Annotated in this window: 17 protein-coding genes and 3 tRNA genes; 9 read left to right on the top strand and 11 right to left on the bottom strand. The window is 72.1% G+C overall.

Translation table 11 applies throughout. The features are described 5' to 3' along the window. Window position 1: 1 nt before the first annotated feature. On the bottom strand, window positions 2-1435 hold the full coding sequence (leuC, locus tag V2S66_RS02425) for a 3-isopropylmalate dehydratase large subunit (protein WP_330792689.1): 1434 nt from the start codon (window positions 1433-1435) through the stop codon (window positions 2-4). Between the two features lie 126 nt (window positions 1436-1561). Here leuC and ndgR point away from each other — a divergent pair, with 126 nt between their 5' ends. Next, a complete protein-coding gene (gene ndgR, locus V2S66_RS02420; RefSeq protein WP_330792688.1) occupies window positions 1562-2281 on the top strand; it encodes an IclR family transcriptional regulator NdgR in 720 nt (239 codons plus the stop codon). Window positions 2282-2438: 157 nt separating this feature from the next. Here ndgR and V2S66_RS02415 read toward each other — a convergent pair. The 6 genes from V2S66_RS02415 to V2S66_RS02390 form a co-directional block, all read right to left on the bottom strand. Continuing rightward, window positions 2439-2514 (bottom strand) — tRNA-Glu (locus V2S66_RS02415). A gap of 63 nt (window positions 2515-2577) precedes the next feature. Next, window positions 2578-2650, bottom strand: a tRNA-Glu gene (locus V2S66_RS02410). Window positions 2651-2669: 19 nt separating this feature from the next. Further along, window positions 2670-2741, bottom strand: a tRNA-Gln gene (locus tag V2S66_RS02405). A gap of 87 nt (window positions 2742-2828) precedes the next feature. Then, window positions 2829-3548 (bottom strand): HAD family hydrolase, encoded by a 720-nt coding sequence (locus tag V2S66_RS02400; RefSeq protein WP_330792687.1) that lies wholly within the window; start codon window positions 3546-3548, stop codon window positions 2829-2831. Window positions 3549-3575: 27 nt separating this feature from the next. Then, window positions 3576-4376: a fumarylacetoacetate hydrolase family protein gene (locus V2S66_RS02395; protein ID WP_330792686.1), complete on the bottom strand. Its 801-nt coding sequence runs from the start codon at window positions 4374-4376 to the stop codon at window positions 3576-3578. A gap of 56 nt (window positions 4377-4432) precedes the next feature. Further along, on the bottom strand, window positions 4433-4642 hold the full coding sequence (locus tag V2S66_RS02390; protein WP_330792685.1) for a hypothetical protein: 210 nt from the start codon (window positions 4640-4642) through the stop codon (window positions 4433-4435). A gap of 581 nt (window positions 4643-5223) precedes the next feature. On the opposite strand from V2S66_RS02390, the gene V2S66_RS02385 reads away from it, so the two are divergent. The 8 genes from V2S66_RS02385 (at window position 5224) to V2S66_RS02350 (ending at window position 15923) form a co-directional block, all read left to right on the top strand. Then, on the top strand, window positions 5224-9249 hold the full coding sequence (locus V2S66_RS02385) for a sensor histidine kinase (RefSeq protein ID WP_330792684.1): 4026 nt from the start codon (window positions 5224-5226) through the stop codon (window positions 9247-9249). A gap of 9 nt (window positions 9250-9258) precedes the next feature. Continuing rightward, on the top strand, window positions 9259-9672 hold the full coding sequence (locus V2S66_RS02380; RefSeq protein ID WP_093737125.1) for a roadblock/LC7 domain-containing protein: 414 nt from the start codon (window positions 9259-9261) through the stop codon (window positions 9670-9672). Window positions 9673-9746: 74 nt separating this feature from the next. Then, window positions 9747-10154: a DUF742 domain-containing protein gene (locus V2S66_RS02375; protein WP_330792683.1), complete on the top strand. Its 408-nt coding sequence runs from the start codon at window positions 9747-9749 to the stop codon at window positions 10152-10154. Beyond that, window positions 10135-10740 (top strand): GTP-binding protein, encoded by a 606-nt coding sequence (locus tag V2S66_RS02370; protein ID WP_413966262.1) that lies wholly within the window; start codon window positions 10135-10137, stop codon window positions 10738-10740. The genes V2S66_RS02375 and V2S66_RS02370 overlap by 20 nt, the downstream gene beginning before the upstream one ends. A gap of 323 nt (window positions 10741-11063) precedes the next feature. After that, window positions 11064-14297 carry a sensor histidine kinase gene (locus V2S66_RS02365; RefSeq protein ID WP_413966261.1) on the top strand — a complete coding sequence of 1078 codons (3234 nt, stop codon included), beginning with the start codon at window positions 11064-11066 and terminating at the stop codon, window positions 14295-14297. A 9-nt stretch (window positions 14298-14306) separates the two neighbouring features. Then, on the top strand, window positions 14307-14720 hold the full coding sequence (locus tag V2S66_RS02360; protein WP_033173109.1) for a roadblock/LC7 domain-containing protein: 414 nt from the start codon (window positions 14307-14309) through the stop codon (window positions 14718-14720). Between the two features lie 83 nt (window positions 14721-14803). Beyond that, on the top strand, window positions 14804-15364 hold the full coding sequence (locus tag V2S66_RS02355) for a DUF742 domain-containing protein (RefSeq protein ID WP_330792682.1): 561 nt from the start codon (window positions 14804-14806) through the stop codon (window positions 15362-15364). Continuing rightward, entirely contained in the window at window positions 15345-15923 is a 579-nt protein-coding gene (locus V2S66_RS02350) for a GTP-binding protein (RefSeq protein ID WP_326452080.1), read from the top strand. The genes V2S66_RS02355 and V2S66_RS02350 overlap by 20 nt, the downstream gene beginning before the upstream one ends. 82 nt (window positions 15924-16005) lie before the next feature. On the opposite strand, the gene V2S66_RS02345 is transcribed toward V2S66_RS02350, so the two are convergent. The 4 genes from V2S66_RS02345 to V2S66_RS02330 form a co-directional block, all read right to left on the bottom strand. Then, on the bottom strand, window positions 16006-16212 hold the full coding sequence (locus V2S66_RS02345) for an acyl-CoA carboxylase epsilon subunit (RefSeq protein ID WP_330792681.1): 207 nt from the start codon (window positions 16210-16212) through the stop codon (window positions 16006-16008). Between the two features lie 29 nt (window positions 16213-16241). Beyond that, window positions 16242-17825 carry an acyl-CoA carboxylase subunit beta gene (locus V2S66_RS02340; RefSeq protein ID WP_330792680.1) on the bottom strand — a complete coding sequence of 528 codons (1584 nt, stop codon included), beginning with the start codon at window positions 17823-17825 and terminating at the stop codon, window positions 16242-16244. 182 nt (window positions 17826-18007) lie between these two features. Beyond that, window positions 18008-18919 carry an HpcH/HpaI aldolase/citrate lyase family protein gene (locus V2S66_RS02335; RefSeq protein WP_330792679.1) on the bottom strand — a complete coding sequence of 304 codons (912 nt, stop codon included), beginning with the start codon at window positions 18917-18919 and terminating at the stop codon, window positions 18008-18010. Further along, complete coding sequence (locus V2S66_RS02330) at window positions 18916-19983, bottom strand: HpcH/HpaI aldolase/citrate lyase family protein (RefSeq protein WP_330792678.1); 1068 nt, start codon at window positions 19981-19983, stop codon at window positions 18916-18918. Before V2S66_RS02330 ends, V2S66_RS02335 begins: the two co-directional genes overlap by 4 nt. Window positions 19984-19990 lie beyond the last annotated feature (7 nt).

Below are 19990 nucleotides of genomic sequence, written 5' to 3'. Positions count from 1 at the left end.
CTCAGACTCCCTGCAGGGTCGCGGCGCCGGTGGCGTCGGTCAGGTCGGCGGGCGACGCGAGCCGGCCCACGACCGCGGTGGCGGCGGCGACCTGGGGCGAGACCAGGTGGGTGCGGCCGCCCTTGCCCTGCCGTCCCTCGAAGTTGCGGTTGGAGGTGGACGCGGAGCGCTCGCCGGGGGCGAGTTGGTCCGGGTTCATACCCAGGCACATCGAGCAACCCGCGTGCCGCCATTCGGCGCCGGCCGCGGTGAACACCTTGTCCAGCCCCTCCTCGACGGCCTGCAGCGCGACCCGTACCGAGCCGGGCACCACCAGCATCCGTACGCCGTCGGCGACCTGGCGGCCCCGCACCACGGAGGCGGCGGCGCGCAGGTCCTCGATCCGGCCGTTGGTGCAGGAGCCGACGAAGACGGTGTCGACGGCGACCTCGCGCAGCGGCTGGCCGGCGGTCAGGCCCATGTACTCCAGCGCCTTCTCGGCGGCCAGCCGGTCGCTGGGGTCGGCGAAGGACGCGGGGTCGGGCACCGACGCGCTCAGCGGAGCGCCCTGGCCGGGGTTGGTGCCCCAGGTGACGAACGGCGCGAGGGAGGCCGCGTCGATGCGCACCTCGTGGTCGAAGACCGCGTCGTCGTCGGTGCGCAGCGTCTTCCAGTACGCGACCGCGGTGTCCCAGTCCTCGCCCTGCGGGGCGTGCGGGCGGCCCTCCAGGTAGTCGAACGTGGTCTGGTCCGGGGCGATCATGCCCGCCCTGGCGCCCGCCTCGATCGACATGTTGCAGATGGTCATGCGCGATTCCATCGACAGCTTCTCGATGGCCGAGCCGCGGTACTCGATGACATAGCCCTGGCCGCCGCCGGTGCCGATCTTCGTGATGACGGCGAGGATCAGGTCCTTGGCGGTGACACCACCGGGCAGTTCGCCGTCGACGGTGATCGCCATCGTCCTGAACGGCGCCAGCGGCAGCGTCTGGGTGGCCAGCACGTGCTCGACCTGCGAGGTGCCGATGCCGAACGCCAGCGCGCCGAAAGCGCCGTGGGTCGAGGTGTGGGAGTCGCCGCAGACCACCGTGGTGCCCGGCTGGGTCAGGCCCAGCTGCGGTCCCACCACGTGGACGACGCCCTGCTCGACGTCGCCCAGCGGGTGCAGCCGGACGCCGAACTCGGCGCAGTTCTTGCGCAGCGTCTCCAGCTGGGTGCGCGAGACCGGGTCGGCGATCGGCTTGTCGATGTCGAGGGTCGGGGTGTTGTGGTCCTCGGTGGCGATGGTGAGGTCGGTGCGGCGCACCGGCCTGCCGTTCATCCGCAGCCCGTCGAACGCCTGGGGGCTGGTCACCTCGTGGAGCAGGTGGAGATCGATGAAGAGCAGATCGGGCTCGCCCTCGGCGCGGCGGACGACATGGTCGTCCCAGACTTTTTCCGCGAGTGTCCTACCCATCGCTGTCCCTCCGGCCCGCGTCCTCGCGAGCTGATTGGTTGGTTGTCCTGCGCTGTGCTTCCAGCGTGCCGGGTTCTGCGGGAATTTGAACTTGCGTTTCACACTCTGAGACGCGAGTATCGTTTCATGGACAACTCTAGCGGCGTCGGCGTTCTCGACAAGGCGGCTCTGGTGCTCAGCGCTCTGGAGTCCGGCCCGGCCACCCTGGCCGGGCTCGTCGGCGCCACCGGCCTGGCCCGCCCCACCGCGCACCGGCTCGCGGTCGCGCTCGAACACCATCGCATGGTGGCCCGCGACATGCAGGGCCGCTTCATCCTGGGCCCGCGCCTGTCCGAGCTGGCCGCGGCGGCCGGCGAGGACCGGCTGCTGGCGACCGCGGGCCCGGTGCTGACGCATCTGCGGGACGTGACCGGCGAGAGCGCCCAGCTCTACCGCCGCCAGGGCGACATGCGGATCTGCGTCGCGGCGGCGGAACGCCTGTCCGGACTGCGGGACACCGTGCCGGTCGGCTCCACGCTGCCGATGAAGGCCGGTTCCGCCGCCCAGGTGCTGATGGCCTGGGAGGAGCCGGAGCGGCTGCACCGCGGGCTGCAGGGCGCGCGCTTCACCGCCACCGCGCTGTCGGGCGTACGGCGCCGCGGCTGGGCGCAGTCGATCGGCGAGCGCGAGCCGGGTGTCGCGTCGGTCTCGGCGCCGGTGCGCGGCCCGTCGAACCGGGTGGTCGCCGCCGTCTCGGTGTCAGGTCCGATCGAGCGGCTGACCCGCCACCCCGGCCGGATGCACGCCCAGGCCGTGGTGGACGCCGCCGGCCGCCTCAGCGAGGCGCTGCGCCGCAGCGGCGGCTGAGGACCGCGCCCCGCCCGCGAGGGCGGGGCGGCACACACCCGCGGGACCCGTCCCGTACGCCTCTCGCCTCATGCCCCACGACCGCGTGCGGGCATAACGCGCACCGCGCATGCGAAAAGCCCGTCGCGGTCCGCGACGGGCTTCGTGGTGCTGCGTGTGGTACCCCCGACCGGATTCGAACCGGCGCTACCGCCTTGAGAGGGCGGCGTGCTAGGCCGCTACACAACGGGGGCCCTGGCGATCCTCGCGTCGTACCGACCGGGTGCGACCCGGGAGGTGCGGAATGAAAGGATCTGTACCCCCGACCGGATTCGAACCGGCGCTACTGCCTTGAGAGGGCAGCGTGCTAGGCCGCTACACAACGGGGGCTTGCACTGCTGAAGTGCTGCTGGGGTACCAGGACTCGAACCTAGACTAACTGAACCAGAATCAGTCGTGCTGCCAATTACACCATACCCCACCAAAACTCAACCCCCCGTGGGGGGCTTCGTTCGGCTTGCGATCACCGGCCGGCCTTTCGGCCCGCTCCGGCGGCGCAGGAAGAACATTACCCGATGCGCGTCGGCGCTCCAAAACGGGTATCCCCACGCAGGACGCCGGGCAGTTGCGCGAGCCCGGTGATCCTTGTCAGGTCCGGCCGGCCGCCGGTGTCCCGCCGGTCCAGCCAGATGCCGAACAGGCCCGCCCCGGCGGCGCCGCGGGCGTCGATGTCCGGCTCGTTGCCCACGTAGGCCACCTCGGCGGGCGCCAGCCCCATCGCCTCGCACACCGCGTGGAAGGCGGCCGCCTCCGGCTTGGACACGCCCAGCTCGGCCGCGCACAGCAGCACCTCGAAGCGGTCCCGCACGCCGAGGGCGCGCAGCTTGCGGTCCTGGTGGGCGAAGGCGGAGTTCGACAGCACCGCGTGCCGGTAGCCGCCGGCCAGCACGTCCAGCGCGGGCACGGTGTCGGGGAAGAGCGACCAGGCGGCCTCGTAGTGCACCACGTGCCGGGCGAACCACGCGTCGGCCTGCTCGTCGCCGTACGGGACGCCGGTGAACTCCCGCACCCGGTCCCTGCGCTGCCCCTCGAAGTCGCACTCCCCCGCGGCGAACCGCGCCCAGTGCCGGGTGGCGACCTCCTCCCACAGACCGAGGGCCCGCTCGACGGACTCGCATCCGTCGGGCAGGCCCTCGTGGTCCAGGTGACTGCGCAGTCCGGCCCGGTCGGCCCCCGCGTGGTCGAAGATCGTGTCGTCGACGTCCCACACCACCGCCCGAATCCCCATGATCCGAGGGTAGGGCGCACCGGTGGCTCAGGCGCGGGCGACGACCTTGTTGGTGAGGGTGCCGACGCCCTCGACGGTCACCGCCACCTCGTCGCCCGGCTGGAGCGGGCCGACGCCGGCCGGGGTGCCGGTGAGCAGCACGTCGCCGGGCAGCAGCGTCATCGCCTCGGTGATGTTGACGATCAGGTCCTCGATGGAGTTGACCATCTGGCTGGTGCGCCCGGCCTGCCGCAGCTCGCCGTTGACGGTCGCGGTGATCGCCAGGTCGGAGGCGGCCGCGAGGTCGAGGCCGGTCTCGATCCAGGGGCCGAGCGGGCAGGAGGAGTCGAAGCCCTTGGCCCTGGCCCACTGCTTCTCGCTGCGCTGGGTGTCGCGCGCGGTCACGTCGTTGGCGCAGGTGTAGCCGAGGATGACGTCCTTGACCCGCTCGCGCGGCACCTCGCGGCACAGCCGGCCGATGACCACGGCCAGTTCGGCCTCGTGGTGGACCTCGCGGGAGAAGGACGGGTAGACGATCGGGTCGCCGGGACCGATCACCGAGGTGGACGGCTTGAAGAAGGCCCAGGGCGTGTCCGGCACCTCGTTGCCCAGCTCGGCGGCGTGCTCGGCGTAGTTGCGGCCGATGGCCACCACCTTGTTGGGCAGGACCGGCGGCAGCAGCCGCACCTTGTCCAGCGGCACCTTGGTGCCGGAGAGCTCGAAGTCCGCGAAGGGGATGCCCTTGATGATGTCGAGGACGAGGCCCTCGTGGCTGTCGGGACCCGTGGGGTCGCCCTCGACCGCGCCGAAGGCGACGTTGCCGTCGATGGAGAACCTGGCGATGCGCATGCGGCCAGCCTAGGCGGTGTCCGGCGCGGTGTGCCGTCCCCCTCGCGGGGCAGGCGTCAGGGGGCGACGGGAGCCTGGGGCAGCTCGGTGAGTACCGTACGGCGGGGGTTGGCGGTCCGCTGCGGGAGCGCCTCGGCGACGGCCGCGGCGTCCGTGCCGCCGTCCGCGGGGATCCGCGCGGCGGTCAGCTCGCTCGCGTCGGCCAGGTGCGCGAGGGTGGTGCGGCGCGGGTTGGCGATCTGACGGAACATCAGGGTGGTCTTCATCTGCCGTCGGGACCTCGGGGTTCGGGGCGCCCGGCGACGGGCGCGGTGGTTGACACATTGCCGTTTTTGTCAACCGCAAGGCTAGTGCGACCCATTCCCCGCCGCGCGCGGGCCAGACATCCGACCCGTTGTGATTTTGCTCACGAAGTGAGTAACGGATCTCCCATTCCGGACATAATCAGGGGTGCGCGAAATCCGACATCGGACGCACATCGGGACGTTCGGCCCATCTTGCCCCCCGACCGCACCCACCAGCCCGGCAGGTGGCACTCGCCCCACCTATCCGATTCCGCCCGGTTTCACCATTTCTTCACTCGACGCTGTGTACTTGGCTCGATGCGTCGAGTGACACATTCCAACAGGTCGGCTACGGGCCTTGTTGGGAGATCCAGCACTGTGCTGGAATTCCCCGGACCGCCGCATCACATCGAGCCGGCGCGCAGGGGGCGCGCACGAGCACCGAGCGGTGGCGAAGGGCACATCGGCCTCCTCGAGATCCGGGGCGGCCTGAGCCCCCATGACTCGACACCGTCCCTTCCGCTGCAGAGCGGGGGACGCCTGGTCCAGAGGTTGCGACGCTAGTGCAGGGACGTTTCAAGAGGGACAGCGGCGCTGCGGGTGACCCGGAGCAGCAGCCCGGCGGGACTGGCAACGGTTCCGGCCACGCTGCGGCAGACTCCGGGACCGCCACGCCGGGGACCACCGCGGCCACCGGACGGACGAGCACGCCCAGCGGCATCGAGGCGGGCAAGATCACCGGCCTCGACGGCAAGCCCGGCCCCCGAATAGCCATGCGCAACTGGCGCATCAGCACCAGACTCGTCTCCCTGCTCGCCCTGCCGGTGGTCACCGCCGGCGCGCTCGGCGGTCTGCGCATCCAGAGCTCGCTGGACAACATGCACCAGCTCGAGCACATGAAGACGCTGACCGACATCACCGAGCACGCGACGGCCCTGGCCACCGCGCTCCAGGAGGAGCGCGACAGCTCGGCCGGCCCGCTCGAGGCGCACCAGCCGAACAACGACGCGATCGTCTCCACCCGCGAGCGGACCGACCAGGAGAACACGCTCTACAAAACGGCCACGGACAACGTCAAGAACGACGACCCGGTCTACAGCGGCGTCCGCCAGAGCCTGGTCTCCATCGGCCAGCAGCTCGGCACCCTCGACACCCTGCGCAGCGCCGCCTACAGCGACAAGGCCGGCATCTCGCAGACCGTCGAGCAGTACGACAGCCTCATCCAGTCCCTGCTCTCGCTGTCCCAGGACATGGCGCAGGCGACGAACAACCACGAGATGATCCAGGCGACCCGCGCGCTCGCCGCCTTCTCCTCCGCCAAGGAGTACGAGTCGATCCAGCGCGCCGTGGTCAGCGCCGCGTACGCCAGCGGCGGCCAGCTGTCGTCGAACGACTTCCAGACCGTGTCCTGGGCCAACGGCACCGGGCACACCCAGCTGGACCGCTTCGAGGCCATCTACGGCAAGTCGAAGGCCGGCGAGCTGCTGGCGCCGATCGAGGGCGGCAGCGAGACGATCAGCGCGTACAACTCCGACCTGGACCGCATCGCCAAGTCTCCCGAGGGCATCACCAAGATCCACCAGTCGTACCTGGACTGGGACGATGCCGCGAAGACCAAGATCAACGCGATGAACCAGATCGAGCAGTCGCTGCTCAACGAGATGCAGCAGCGCGCCCTGAAGCTGCAGAGCGAGGCCAAGCAGGAGGCGCTGATCTCCGGCGCGATCATCCTGCTGGTGCTCGGCGTCGCCGTGGTCGGCGCGTTCGTGGTGGCCCGCTCGATGATCCGCTCGCTGCGCCGGCTGCAGCAGACCGCCCAGGACGTCGCCCAGAAGCGGCTGCCCGAGCTGGTCCGCCAGCTGTCCGACACCGACCCGCAGGACGTCGACACCTCGGTCGAGTCGATCGGCATCAACAGCCGCGACGAGATCGGGCAGGTCGCCCGCGCCTTCGACGAGGTCCACAGCGAGGCGGTCCGGCTGGCGGCCGAGCAGGCGCTGCTGCGAGGCAACGTCAACGCGATGTTCACCAACCTCTCCCGGCGCAGCCAGGGCCTCATCCAGCGCCAGCTGTCGCTGATCTCTGAACTGGAGTCCCGCGAGGCCGACCCGGACCAGCTCTCCTCGCTCTTCAAGCTCGACCACCTCGCCACCCGCATGCGCCGCAACGGTGAGAACCTGCTGGTCCTCGCCGGTGAGGAGCCGGGCCGCCGGTGGACCCGCCCGGTCCCGCTGGTCGACGTGCTGCGCGCCGCGGCCTCCGAGGTGGAGCAGTACGAGCGGATCGAGCTGACCTCCGTGCCGACGGCCGAGGTCACCGGCCGCATCGTCAACGACCTCGTCCACCTGCTCGCCGAGCTGCTGGAGAACGCCACCTCGTTCTCCTCGCCGCAGACCAAGGTGCGCGTCACCGGTCACTCGCTGCCGGACGGCCGGGTGCTGATCGAGATCCACGACACCGGCATCGGCCTGTCCCCCGAGGACCTCGCCGACATCAACGAGCGGCTGGCCAGCCCGCCGACCGTGGACGTCTCGGTCTCCCGCCGCATGGGCCTGTTCGTGGTCGGCCGCCTCTCGCTGCGGCACGGCATCCGCATCCAGCTGCGCCCCTCGGACTCCGGCGGCACCACCGCGCTGGTCATGCTCCCGGTGGACGTCACGCAGGGCGGCGCGAACCAGAAGGCGACCGGCCCCGCCGGCGCGAGGCCGCAGGCCGACCGCGCCGCGCCGGCCGCCCCGACCAGCGGCATTGCCGGCGCCTTCGGCAACGCCCCCCGCGTCCCCTCCACCCCGCAGCGCGGCCAGGTCGGCGGCGGCGCGGCGCGCCCCGCGCTAGGCGCGGGCGCCGGCCGTCCCGGCCAGGGCGGCCCCGGCGCTCCGCAGCAGGGCGGCCCCGGCGGCCCGCGCTGGGGGGCGCAGGACGGCGGCCAGCAGGGCGGGTTCCCCGACGAGCGGGCGGACGCCCCGCGCGGCCATGAGGACGTCGAGGCGGCCTCCGCGCAGTTCGCACCCTTCGACCAGGGCCAGGGTCCCGGCCAGGGCCAGGGCGGCCGGCACGGTCAGCCCGGCCAGCCGGGACAGGTCGGCCAGCCCGGCCAGGGGGGTCAGCCGGGCCAGGGACGGCACGGCAGCCCGCAGGGTCCCGGTCAGCAGGTGCCCGGTCAGCAGATGCCCGGCCGGCAGGCTCCCGGCCAGCAGCAGCCGATGCAGCAGGGCCAGGGCCGGCCGGGCGGGCCCGGCGGCCAGGGCTTCCCGCCCCCGCAGCCGCAGAACACCGGCCCCGGCGGCTTCCGGTCCGACGTCTTCGGCGGCAGGCCCGGTCCGGCGCAGCGGCAGGCCGGCCCCGGTGACACCGGGCAGTTCCCGGTCCCGGGCGGACCCGGCGACACCACGCAGTTCCCGCCGGTCCGCGAGGGTTTCGCGCCGACCGCGCAGGGCGGCGACACCGGCCAGTTCCCGGTGCCCGGCATGCCCGGCGGCGGCCGTCCCGGCAGGCCCGGACCCCAGGGCCAGCAGGGTCAGCAGGGCGCCAACCCCGGCTGGGCCCCGAACCCCGGCCAGGACCCGCAGCAGGGCCGCAGGCCGACCCAGGACCCGTACGGCACCGGGCAGTTCCCGGTGCAGGGCGGTCCCGGCGGACCCGGCGACACCGCGCAGTTCCCGCAGGTGCGGGCCGAGGGCCCGTCCCCGTCGGACACCGGCGAGTTCCGGGCTCCGCAGCAGCCCGCTCCCGGGCCCGTCGCCGGCCTGCCGCAGCGGGGCCACCGCGGCCCGCAGGGCTCGCCCGGCTGGGCGCCGAACGCCGGCGACCCGTACGACACCGGCGCGCAGCAGCTGCCGGGGGCGAACGGCGGCAGCACCGGCCAGTACCCGGTGCAGCAGCCGCAACAGCCGCAGCACACCGGCCAGTTCCCCGTGCAGCAGCCGCCGCAGCACCAGCAGCCGCAGCCGCAGCCGGCCGAGCCGATGGCGCTGCCGCCGGCCCCGACCCGGGGCGACGAGCCGACGCCGATCTTCGCGGCGATCGAGTCCGACTGGTTCCGCACCGGCCAGGCCGAGCGGATGCAGCAGATCCACGTGGAGCAGAGCGCACGCGGTCAGCAGGCGCCGGCGCCGCGCCCGGTGGGCCGTACGGCGCCGCCGCGGCCGCCGGCAGGCGGCCGGCCCGGTGGGCAGCGTCCCGCCGCTGTCCCCCAGCAGGCGGCGCCGCAGTCCGCGCAGCCGGCCCAGGCCGCCCAGGCCACGGCCGCTGCGGCTCCGGCCGCGCCGGTCGCGCAGCCCCTTCCGCGGGAGACGCCGAACTGGCGCACCTCCCCCAACGACGCGCTGCGGCAGCGGGCCGAGCAGGTCCGCGAGCCCTCGGCGGGCGGTGTGACCCCCTCGGGTCTGCCGCGCCGGGTGCCGCGGGCCAACCTGGTCCCGGGCGGCGCGGCCCAGCAGCAGGCGCCGACGGGCGGTCCGCAGGTTTCCCGGGCCCCCGACGACGTGCGCGGACGTCTGACCAACCTCCGCAGGGGTATCCAGCAAGGCCGGCAAGCCGGCGGCACCACCGACGGCCGTGGCTTCGGCACGAACCACCAGGAGCGCTAGTTGAGTGCGATGAGCCAGGCGGCACAGAATCTGAACTGGTTGATCACCAACTTCGTGGACAACACCCCGGGGGTGTCCCACACCGTGGTGGTCTCCGCCGACGGCCTGTTGCTCGCGATGTCCGACGGATTCCCGCGCGACCGCGCCGACCAGCTGGCGGCCGTGGCGTCCGGGCTGACGTCCCTGACCGCGGGGGCCTCCCGGATCTTCGAGGGCGGCAGCGTCAACCAGACCGTGGTGGAGATGGAGCGTGGCTTCCTGTTCCTGATGTCCGTCTCCGACGGCTCCTCCCTGGCCGTGCTCGCGCACCCCGAGTGCGACATCGGCCTCGTCGGCTATGAGATGGCCCTGCTCGTCGACCGAGCAGGGGCGGTACTGACCCCGGACCTCCGTGCGGAGCTCCAGGGCAGCCTGATGCACTGAGACTCGGAAGCGAGTCACCGTATGTTCGCGTTATCCCGCACCAGCGATGCACTGCCCGGACACGGAGGACCCTCATGACCCCGCCACCCGCCTCGCCGGGCCCGTACGGCGCGTCCCACCACGCGCCGTACGGGGTGGAAGGCGACCAGCCGCTGGTGCGGCCGTACGCCATGACAGGTGGCCGCACCCGGCCCCGCTACCAGCTCGCCATCGAGGCGCTGGTCAGCACCACCGCGGATCCGTCGCAGTACGCGGGACTCCTCCCGGAGCACCAGCGGATCTGCCATCTGACCCGCGAGATCAAGTCGGTGGCCGAGATATCCGCGCTGCTCGCCATTCCGCTCGGTGTGGCCCGGATTCTCGTGGCCGACCTCGCCGAGGCCGGCATGGTCGCCATCCACCAGCCGGGCAGCGGCGAGGCGGGCGGCCAGCCTGATGTGACACTGCTTGAGAGGGTGCTCAGTGGACTTCGGAAGCTCTAGGCCGCAGCCGCAGCAGGGGTACGGTGCGCCACCCGTGCGGTCCACGACCTCCGCGAAGATCGTGGTGGCGGGGGGCTTCGGCGTGGGCAAGACCACGTTCGTGGGCGCCGTCTCCGAGATCAACCCGCTGCGCACCGAGGCGGTGATGACCTCCGCGTCGGCCGGTATCGACGACCTGAGCCACGTCCAGGACAAGACGACCACCACGGTCGCCATGGACTTCGGCCGCATCACGCTCGACGACGACCTGATCCTGTACCTGTTCGGCACGCCGGGGCAGGACCGGTTCTGGTTCATGTGGGACGACCTGGTCCGCGGCGCCATCGGCGCGGTGGTGCTCGTCGACACCCGCCGGCTGGCGGACTGCTTCCCGGCGGTGGACTACTTCGAGAACAGCGGCCTGCCGTTCGTCATCGCGCTCAACGGGTTCGACGGCCACCAGCCGTACCGCCCGGAGGAGGTGCGCGAGGCGCTGCAGATCGGCCCGGAGGCGCCGATCATCACGACCGACGCCCGGCATCGCGGCGAGGCCAAGAGCGCGCTCATCACGCTGGTCGAGCACGCGCTGCTGGCACGTCTCAAGTAGCTTTTGCCTGCGGCAAGTTGCCGCTCGGAACTCCCACGGGGACCCGCTGTGTCGTGCGACACGGCGGGTCCCCGTGTTCATAACATTTCGGGGGAGTTTCGGCGCCGGGTGAACACGGGCCGCACTCAGCCGGTGTCACCACGTGCACCTCTGTCATATGGTTTGCGGTTCCTTTAGGCTTATGCCGGTTTTACTTCTGCGGTTCGGACGCCGGTTCCCCCGTACCGGACGTTTGGCTGGTGCACCCATGACGTGCTGGAATTCGCAGAACCCAAGAGTAGGAACGGCCGTCGTCGCGCCGTCGCCGAGAGGTTGTTGGTCCAGTGAGGAACACGAGGCGAGCAGAGGCGGGCACCGCACCGGGCCCGCGGGGGAACTTCACGCCGCCCGAACGGCCCGCGGACTTCCGCTCGGCCCCGGTTGCCGCCGACGTCCCCGAGCCGGTCGATCCGGGCGGCCGCTTCAGCATGCGCAACTGGCGGGTGGCCACCCGGCTGAACGCGATCCTCCTGATCCCGGTGCTGGTCGCCCTCGTCTTCGGCGGATTCCGCGTGAAGAGCTCGGTCGACACCTGGCACCAGGCCGACGACGCCGTCCGGATCGCCAGCCTCGTCAAGGCCGCCGCGAGCTACAGCGACGCCATCGAGGACGAGCGGGACGTCACGGTGGTTCCGCTGATCGCCGGGAAGCGCAACGCCTCCACCGTCAGCGCCGCCTACGCGCGCACCGACGCGGCCGCGCGGGTCTTCGACACCGCCGCCCGGGACATCCCGGACGAGGCCGACCTCAAGCGCCGCATCACCAACTTCCGCACCGTCGAGCCCCAGCTCGCCTCGCTGCGCCAGGCCGCGTACACCAAGCAGCTGTCCGGCGTGCAGACCGAGGAGTGGTACGTCAGGGTCCAGCACCCGCTGGCCGAGCTGGCCAACGAGCTGGGCTTCGGCACCAGCAACGGCGCCGCCTACGGCCGTACCCTCTACGCGATCTCGCTCGCCAAGGCCGCGGAGTCGCTGACCCGCTCGATCGGCACGCACATCCTGGTGGAGAAGCCCGCCTCGCCGACCGAGCTGGCCCTGCAGAAGACCTCGCTCGGCTCCTACGAGTACCTCCAGGGCATCGCGCTGGAGGAGTACAGCGGCGGCGGCACCGCGGTGGACGCCGGCCGGCTGAAGGCCGCGCAGGACGACGCGACCCAGAAGGGCCAGGCGCTCATCACCGCCGCCCAGCGGCACGCCGAGGACAGCCACACCGCGTACGTGGTGCCGCCCGACCTGACCAAGATGGTCAGCGACATCGCCAACCCGGCGACCACCTCCGCGAGCCTGCGCGCCGAGGGCGTCACCGCCGAGTCGTACATGGCCGCCGCGACGCTCTCCTTCAACGCCTACCGCTCGGTCGAGGTCGCCCTCGCCGACCAGGCATCGAACGACGCCGGCACGATCGCCTCGCACGCCAAGCGCGACGCGCTGATCAACTCGGCGGTGGTGCTCTTCGCGCTGATCATCGCCTTCATCGTGGCCGGCCTGATGGCCCGCGCGATGAGCCGCAGCATGCGGCGGCTGCGCGGCGCCGCCTTCGACATCGCCGAGACCCGGCTGCCGAGCCTGGTCGACCAGCTCTCCAGGACCGACCCGGGCCGGGTGGACACGACGGTCGCGCCGATCCCGATCAACACCCGCGACGAGATCGGCGAGGTCGCGCGCGCCTTCGACCAGGTGCACCGCGAGGCGGTCCGGCTCGCCGCCGAGCAGGCGCTGCTGCGGGGCAACGTCAACGCGATCTTCACCAACCTCTCGCAGCGCAACCAGGGCCTCATCCAGCGCCAGCTCACCCTGATCACCGAGCTGGAGAACAACGAGGCGGACCCGGACCAGCTGGAGCACCTCTTCAAGATGGACCACCTCGCCACCCGCATGCGGCGCAACGGCGAGAACCTGCTGGTGCTCGCCGGCGAGGAGCCCGGCCGCCAGTGGAACCAGCCGGTGCCGCTGGTGGACGTGCTGCGCGCGGCCGCCTCCGAGGTGGAGGCGTACGACCGGATCGAGCTGGTCGGCATCCCGGAGACCGACATCCACGGCAGCGCGGTCACCGACCTGGTGCACCTGCTCGCCGAGCTGCTGGAGAACGCCACCACGTTCTCCTCGCCGCAGACCAAGGTGCGGGTGACCGCGACCCGGCTGCCGGACGGCCGGGTGATGGTCGAGATCCACGACCGCGGCATCGGCCTGACCGCCGAGGACTTCGCGGACATCAACCACAAGCTGGCCGACCCGCCCACGGTGGACGTGGAGATCGCCAAGCGGATGGGCCTGTTCGTGGTCGGCCGGCTGTCGGACCGGCACGGCATCCGGGTGCAGTTGCGCCCCTCGGGCGAGCAGGCCGGCACCACGTCCCTGGTGATGCTCCCGGAGCCGATCACGCACGGTGGCGGCGGCGAGGACTTCGAGCCGGAGGACGACGACTTCACGGTGTCGCGGATCGTGCCCGAGCAGCCGCTGCCGCCGGTGGTGGAGCAGCAGCCGCAGCGCCCGCTGCTGGACCACCGCAGCGCCGCCGAGCTCGGCTTCGACGACTCCCGCTACGAGCAGCCGGGCCAGGACGGCCAGAACGGCCCTGTGACGGACGACCCGCGCTCGCTCGACCCGGTGGGCCGGTCGCTGCTCCGCGAGGAGCGCCGCGCCCAGCTGGAGGCCGCGGTGGCCGACCGCGGGGAGGAGCCCGCCGCCGCAGAGCTGCCGCAGCAGCGCCACGAGCCGGCCGCGCAGGACCTGAGCTACGACCCCGACTACCAGCAGCAGGCCTACCAGCAGGGCTTCGAGCAGCAGTACGACGGACAGGACCAGCAGAACGGTTTCTTCAACCCCTCGTACGACACCTCCGGTTACGCCGACGCCTCCTACGGCGAGCCGGCGCAGGCGTACACCGACGGTGGTTTCACCCAGGGCCCTTACCCGAACGGCGGATACGAGCCGGAACGCGCGTACGACCCGTCGTACGGGGCGAACGGCTACGCGCCGGAGTTCTCCGGCTACCCGGCAGCTCAGGACGACTGGCCGGGAGCTGAACCGCAGGTAACGGAATCCGTTCCGCCGCTCCCCGGGCAGCCCGCGGAGAGCGTAGTCTCACCTTCGCTGACGGACGCGGGACTGCCCCGCCGCGCACGACGGCACACAGGTGAGCAGCCGGAAGAGGCTCAGGAACAGCCCGCTCAGGAGACCCCCGAGCCCCAGAACCCTCCCCCGGCCGAGGAGCATCCCGACGGCTGGCGGTCCACCAACGACGAGCACTGGCAGCGGGCCGAGCAGGTCCGCGAGCCGAAGGCAGGCGGGGTCACCCCGTCCGGCCTGCCACGGCGGGTGCCCCAGGCCAACCTGGTCCCGGGTACCGCCACGCAGACCCCGCAGGGCGGCCCACAGGTCTCCCGCGCACCGGAGGACGTACGCGGCAGGTTGAGTAATCTGCGGCGTGGCGTCCAGCAAGGGCGCACTGCTGGAACTGACACGAACGGACAGGCCCCCGACAGCCGATTCGGCGGCCCCCAGAACCAGGAGCGCTAGTTGAGTCCGATGAGCCAGGCGGCACAGAACCTGAACTGGTTGATCACCAACTTCGTGGACAACACCCCCGGGGTGTCCCACACCGTGGTGGTCTCCGCCGACGGCCTGCTGCTCGCGATGTCCGACGGATTCCCGCGCGACCGCGCCGACCAGCTGGCCGCAGTGGCCTCCGGCCTGACCTCGCTCACCGCCGGGGCGTCGCGCATCTTCGAGGGCGGCAGCGTCAACCAGACCGTCGTCGAGATGGAACGCGGCTTCCTCTTCATCATGTCCGTCTCCGACGGCTCCTCCCTGGCCGTGCTCGCGCACCCCGAGTGCGACATCGGCCTCGTCGGCTACGAAATGGCACTGCTCGTGGACCGGGCGGGCACCGTACTCACCCCGGATCTGCGGGCCGAACTGCAGGGCAGCCTGCTCAACTAACGCAACTGCGTGCGGAGTCGTCCGGGTGTCCCCGCGGGGGGCCGCCCGGACGGGCGTCGCAGGCAGTATCAGGAGGAGGACTCGTGAGCACGTCGCCTGGCGGAGATCCGTACGGCAGTCAGCATCAGCCGCCCCTGAACCCGTACAACTTCCCCTCGGCGCCCACTCCGGAGCCCGAGTACCGGCAGCCGCGCATCCAGCCCTACGCGCCGCCGCAGGCGCCGCCGCCGCAGTCGGCGCGCGGCGGCGGCAACCCGGGCCGGGGCGGCAGCGGCGCGGGCGGCGGCGGCCGTCCGCGGACGCCGTCCGGCCTGGTACGTCCCTACGCGATGACCGGCGGCCGCACCAGGCCGCGCTACCAGCTGGCCATCGAGGCCCTGGTCAGTACCACCGCCGAGCCCGAGCGGCTGCGCGGTCAGCTGCCGGAGCACCAGCGGATCTGCGTGCTGTGCCGGGAGGTCAAGTCGGTCGCGGAGATCTCCGCGCTGCTGACCATCCCGCTCGGCGTGGTGCGGATCCTGGTGGCCGACCTGGCCGAGGCGGGACTGGTCGCGATCCACCAGCCCGGCGGCGACGCGTCCGCCGGCGGCCAGCCAGATGTGACACTGCTTGAAAGGGTGCTCAGTGGACTTCGGAAGCTCTAGCGGTCCGACCCGCGCCACCACCTCCGCGAAGATCGTGGTGGCGGGCGGATTCGGCGTGGGCAAGACCACGTTCGTCGGTGCCGTGTCGGAGATCAATCCGCTGCGCACGGAAGCCGTGATGACCTCGGCCTCCGCGGGGATCGACGACCTCACGCACGCGCCGGACAAGACCACCACGACGGTGGCGATGGACTTCGGCCGCATCACGCTCGACGAGGACCTGATCCTCTACCTGTTCGGCACGCCGGGGCAGGACCGGTTCTGGTTCATGTGGGACGACCTGGTGCGCGGCGCCATCGGCGCGATCGTGCTGGTCGACACCCGCCGGCTGGCGGACTGCTTCCCGGCGGTGGACTACTTCGAGAACAGCGGCCTGCCGTTCGTCATCGCGCTCAACGGCTTCGACGGCCACCAGCCGTACGGGCCCGAGGAGGTCCGCGAGGCGCTGCAGATCGGCCCCGAGGCGCCGATCATCACCACCGACGCCCGGCACCGCGCCGAGGCCAAGAGCGCGCTCATCACGCTGGTCGAGCACGCCCTGATGGCCCGGCTGCGCTGACCGCCGCGGTACCGCGACGACGACGCCGGGCCCCGACCGTCTCTGCGGTCGGGGCCCGGCGTCGTGGTGTCGGTGCGGCGGGTCAGCCCTGCCAGGAGTGCGGGGCGCGGAAGCCCGGGGTGCGCTCGAGGCGCCGCCAGTCGGCGGTGGACCGCGCCGGCATTGCCGGGCCGGCCGGCGTCTCGCCCGCCGCGGCGCGGGCGAGCAGGATCGCGGTCAGCGCGGCGAGCTCCTCGGGGTCGGCGTGACCCCGCTCGACGCGCAGGTGTGAATCGGCGGGAGTGCTCACTGTGGTCTCCTGGATCTCACGCAGCGGGGTCACTGAGGGGGGTTGCCGTGCTTGCGCGACGGCAGGTCCGCGTGCTTGGTGCGGAGCATGGCCAGCGAGGCGATCAGCACCTCGCGGGTCTCCGCCGGGTCGATGACGTCGTCCACCAGACCGCGCTCGGCGGCGTAGTACGGGTGCATCAGCTCGGACTTGTACTCCTTGACCATGTGCGCCCGCATCACCTCGGGGTCGTCGGCCTCGGCGATCTGCCGGCGGAAGATCACGTTGGCCGCGCCCTCCGCGCCCATCACGGCGATCTCGTTGGTCGGCCAGGCGTAGGTCAGGTCCGCGCCGATGGACTGGCTGTCCATGACGATGTAGGCGCCGCCGTACGCCTTGCGCAGGATCAGCGAGATCCGCGGGACGGTGGCGTTGCAGTAGGCGTAGAGCAGCTTGGCGCCGTGCCGGATGATGCCGCCGTGCTCCTGGGCGACGCCCGGCAGGAAGCCGGGGACGTCCAGCAGGGTGATGATCGGGATGTTGAACGCGTCGCACATCTGGACGAACCGGGCGGACTTCTCGGACGCCTCGATGTCCAGCACGCCGGCCAGCGAGGCCGGCTGGTTGGCGACGATGCCGACCACCTGGCCGTCGAGCCGGGCCAGCGCGCAGATGATGTTGGTGGCCCAGCGCTCGTGGACCTCCAGGTACTCGCCCTCGTCGACGATCTCCTCGATCACCTTGTGCATGTCGTAGGAGCGGTTGCCGTCGGCGGGCACCAGGTCGAGCAGCATGTCGGAGCGGCGGTCGGCCGGGTCCTGGCACTCCACCGCGGGCGGGTTCTCCCGGTTGTTCTGCGGCAGCAGCGACAGCAGGTAGCGGACCTCCTCCAGGCAGGTCTGCTCGTCGTCGTAGGCGAAGTGCGAGACACCGGAGATGCCGGCGTGCACGTCGGCGCCGCCGAGGCCGTTCTGGGTGATCTCCTCGCCGGTGACCGCCTTGACCACGTCGGGTCCGGTGATGAACATCTGCGAGGTCTCACGGACCATGAAGACGAAGTCGGTGAGCGCCGGCGAGTAGGCCGCGCCGCCCGCGCACGGGCCGAGCATCACACTGATCTGCGGGATCACACCGGAGGCCCGGGTGTTGCGCTGGAAGATGCCGCCGTATCCGGCGAGCGCCGAGACGCCCTCCTGGATCCGGGCGCCCGCGCCGTCGTTGAGGGAGACCAGCGGAGCGCCCGCCGAGATGGCCATGTCCATGATCTTGTGGATCTTGGTGGCGTGGGCCTCGCCCAGCGCGCCGCCGAAGATCCTGAAGTCGTGGGCGTAGACGAAGACGGTGCGGCCGTGCACCAGTCCCCAGCCGGTGATGACGCCATCGGTGTAAGGGCGCTTGGCCTCCAGGCCGAAACCGCTGGCCCGGTGCCGCCGCAGCGGCTCCACCTCGCGGAAGGTGCCCTCGTCGAGCAGCAGGTCGATCCGCTCGCGCGCGGTCAGCTTCCCCTTGGCCTTCTGGGCCTCGGTCGCCTTCTCGCTCGGTCCGCGCCGCACCTCCGCGCGGATGGCGTGGAGCTCGGCGACGCGCCCTCGGGCGTCGGTCACCGCGACGGGCGCCTCTTGCGATGTGGTCATGCATCGACAGTACGAGCGGGAGGGCGGATTCCGGGCCATCGACTCTGTACAGTGTCCGTCCGCACTTCATGGTGGAACCCCACAGTGGGGTCAGCGCAGGGGGCCCTGTCCTCGTCGGACAGGGCCCCTGGTTTTGTCCGTTTTGCCTATCAGGTTCGCCGGCGTGGTCTAGGCCGTACGGGTCACCGGTCCGCCACCGCGGCGGCCAGCGCCAGCACCCGCCGGGCCTGCTCGACGTGCAGGTTCTCGATCATCCTGCCGTCCACCGTGACCACGCCCCTCCCCTGTGACGTGGCCTCTTCGAAGGCGTCGATGATCCGCCGGGAGCGGTCGACCTCCTCGGCCGCCGGGGCGAAGATCCGGTTGCAGGGTTCGAGCTGGCCGGGGTGGATCAGCGTCTTGCCGTCGAAGCCGAGCTGCCGGGCCTGGAGGGTCTCCGCCTCGAAACCTTCGAGATTGCGCACGTCGTTGTAGACACCGTCCAAGACGACCCGGCCGGTGGCGCGGGCCGCGAGCAGCACCAGCGACAGGCCGGTGAGCAGCGGGGCGCGGCCCGGCACGTGCTCGGCGTGCAGCTCCTTGGCGAGGTCGTTGGTGCCGAGGACCAGTACGGTCAGCCGCTCCGAGGCGGCCGCGATCTCGCGCGCGGCGAAGACCGCCGCGGGCGTCTCGATCATCGCCCAGATCGCGGTGCGGTCCGGGGCGCCGGCCGCCTCCAGGGCGGCGGCCACCTCCCGCACGGTCCGCGCCGAGTCGACCTTCGGCACCACGACGGCGTCGGGCCCGGCCTCGGCGGCGGCCCGCAGGTCGCCGGCGTGCCAGGGGGTGCCGGGCGCGTTGACCCGGATCGTCACCTCGCGGTGGCCGTACGCCCCGCTCGCCGCGGCGGCCGCCACCCGCTTGCGGGCGTCCTCCTTGGCGTCCGGGGCGACGGAGTCCTCCAGGTCGAGGATGAGCGCGTCGGTGGGCAGGCTCCTGGCCTTCTCCAGGGCGCGCTCGTTGGCGCCCGGCATGTAGAGCACGGAGCGGCGGGGGCGCAGCAGGTCCCCTGCGGGGCTGTCGGCGGGGGCGGCGGCCGAGCCGGGGGTGGTCATGCGGACTCCTCACGGGCCGCGGCGTACGCGGCGGCCAGTTCCGGGTCGCGGCCGGCGAGCGCCTCCGCGAGCTCCACGACGACCCGGCACTGCTTGTACGTCGCGTCGTCCTGCATCTTGCCGTCGATCATCACCGCGCCGGTGCCGTCGCCCATCGCCTCGATCACCCGGTACGCCCACGCGACGTCGGCGGGCGCGGGCGAGAACACCTTCTTCGCGACCGCGATCTGCACCGGGTGCAGCGACCAGGCGCCGACGCAGCCCAGCAGGAAGGCGTTGCGGAACTGGTCCTCGCAGGCGGTGACGTCCTGGATGTCCCCGAAGGGGCCGTAGTACGGGAGGATGCCGTGCGCCGCACACGCGTCGACCATCCTGGCGATCGTGTAGTGCCACAGGTCCTGCTGGTAGGTGGCGCGGGGGGCGTCGCCGCCGCCGGCCGGGGGGTCCTCGCGGACCAGGTAGCCGGGGTGCCCGCCGCCGACCCGGGTGGTCTTCATCCTGCGGCTGGCGGCGAGGTCGGCCGGGCCGAGCGAGATGCCCTGCATGCGCGGGCTGGCGCCGGCGATCTCCTCGACGTTCGCGACGCCGGCCGCGGTCTCCAGGATGGCGTGCACCAGGATCGGCCGGGTCAGCCCGGCCCTGGCCTCCAGCTGGGCGAGCAGCCGGTCGACGTAGTGGATGTCCTGGGCGCCCTCGACCTTGGGGACCATGACGACGTCGAGCCTGTCGCCGATCTCGGTGACCAGGGTGAGCAGGTCGTCCAGCGCCCAGGGCGAGTCCAGGCTGTTGATCCGGGTCCACAGCTGGGTGTCGCCGAAGTCGGTGGACCGGGCGGTCTTCACCAGCCCGGCCCGCGCGGCCTCCTTGCGGTCGGCCGGCACCGCGTCCTCCAGGTTGCCCAGCAGCACGTCGGCCTGCGCGACCAGGGCCGGGACCTTGGCGGCCATCTTCTCGTTGCCTGGGTCGAAGAAGTGGATCATCCGCGAGGGCCGGAACGGCACCTCCCGCACGGGGGCCGGAGCCCCCACAGCCAGCGGACGGAAGAAGTCCTTCGCCGAGCGCATGCGATTC

The organism is Actinacidiphila polyblastidii, assembly GCF_036353415.1.
GTDB classification, from domain to species: Bacteria; Actinomycetota; Actinomycetes; order Streptomycetales; family Streptomycetaceae; genus Actinacidiphila; species Actinacidiphila polyblastidii.
Note: the sequence above shows the minus strand (reverse complement) of the source record. Positions and strands in the feature narration are given on the sequence as shown.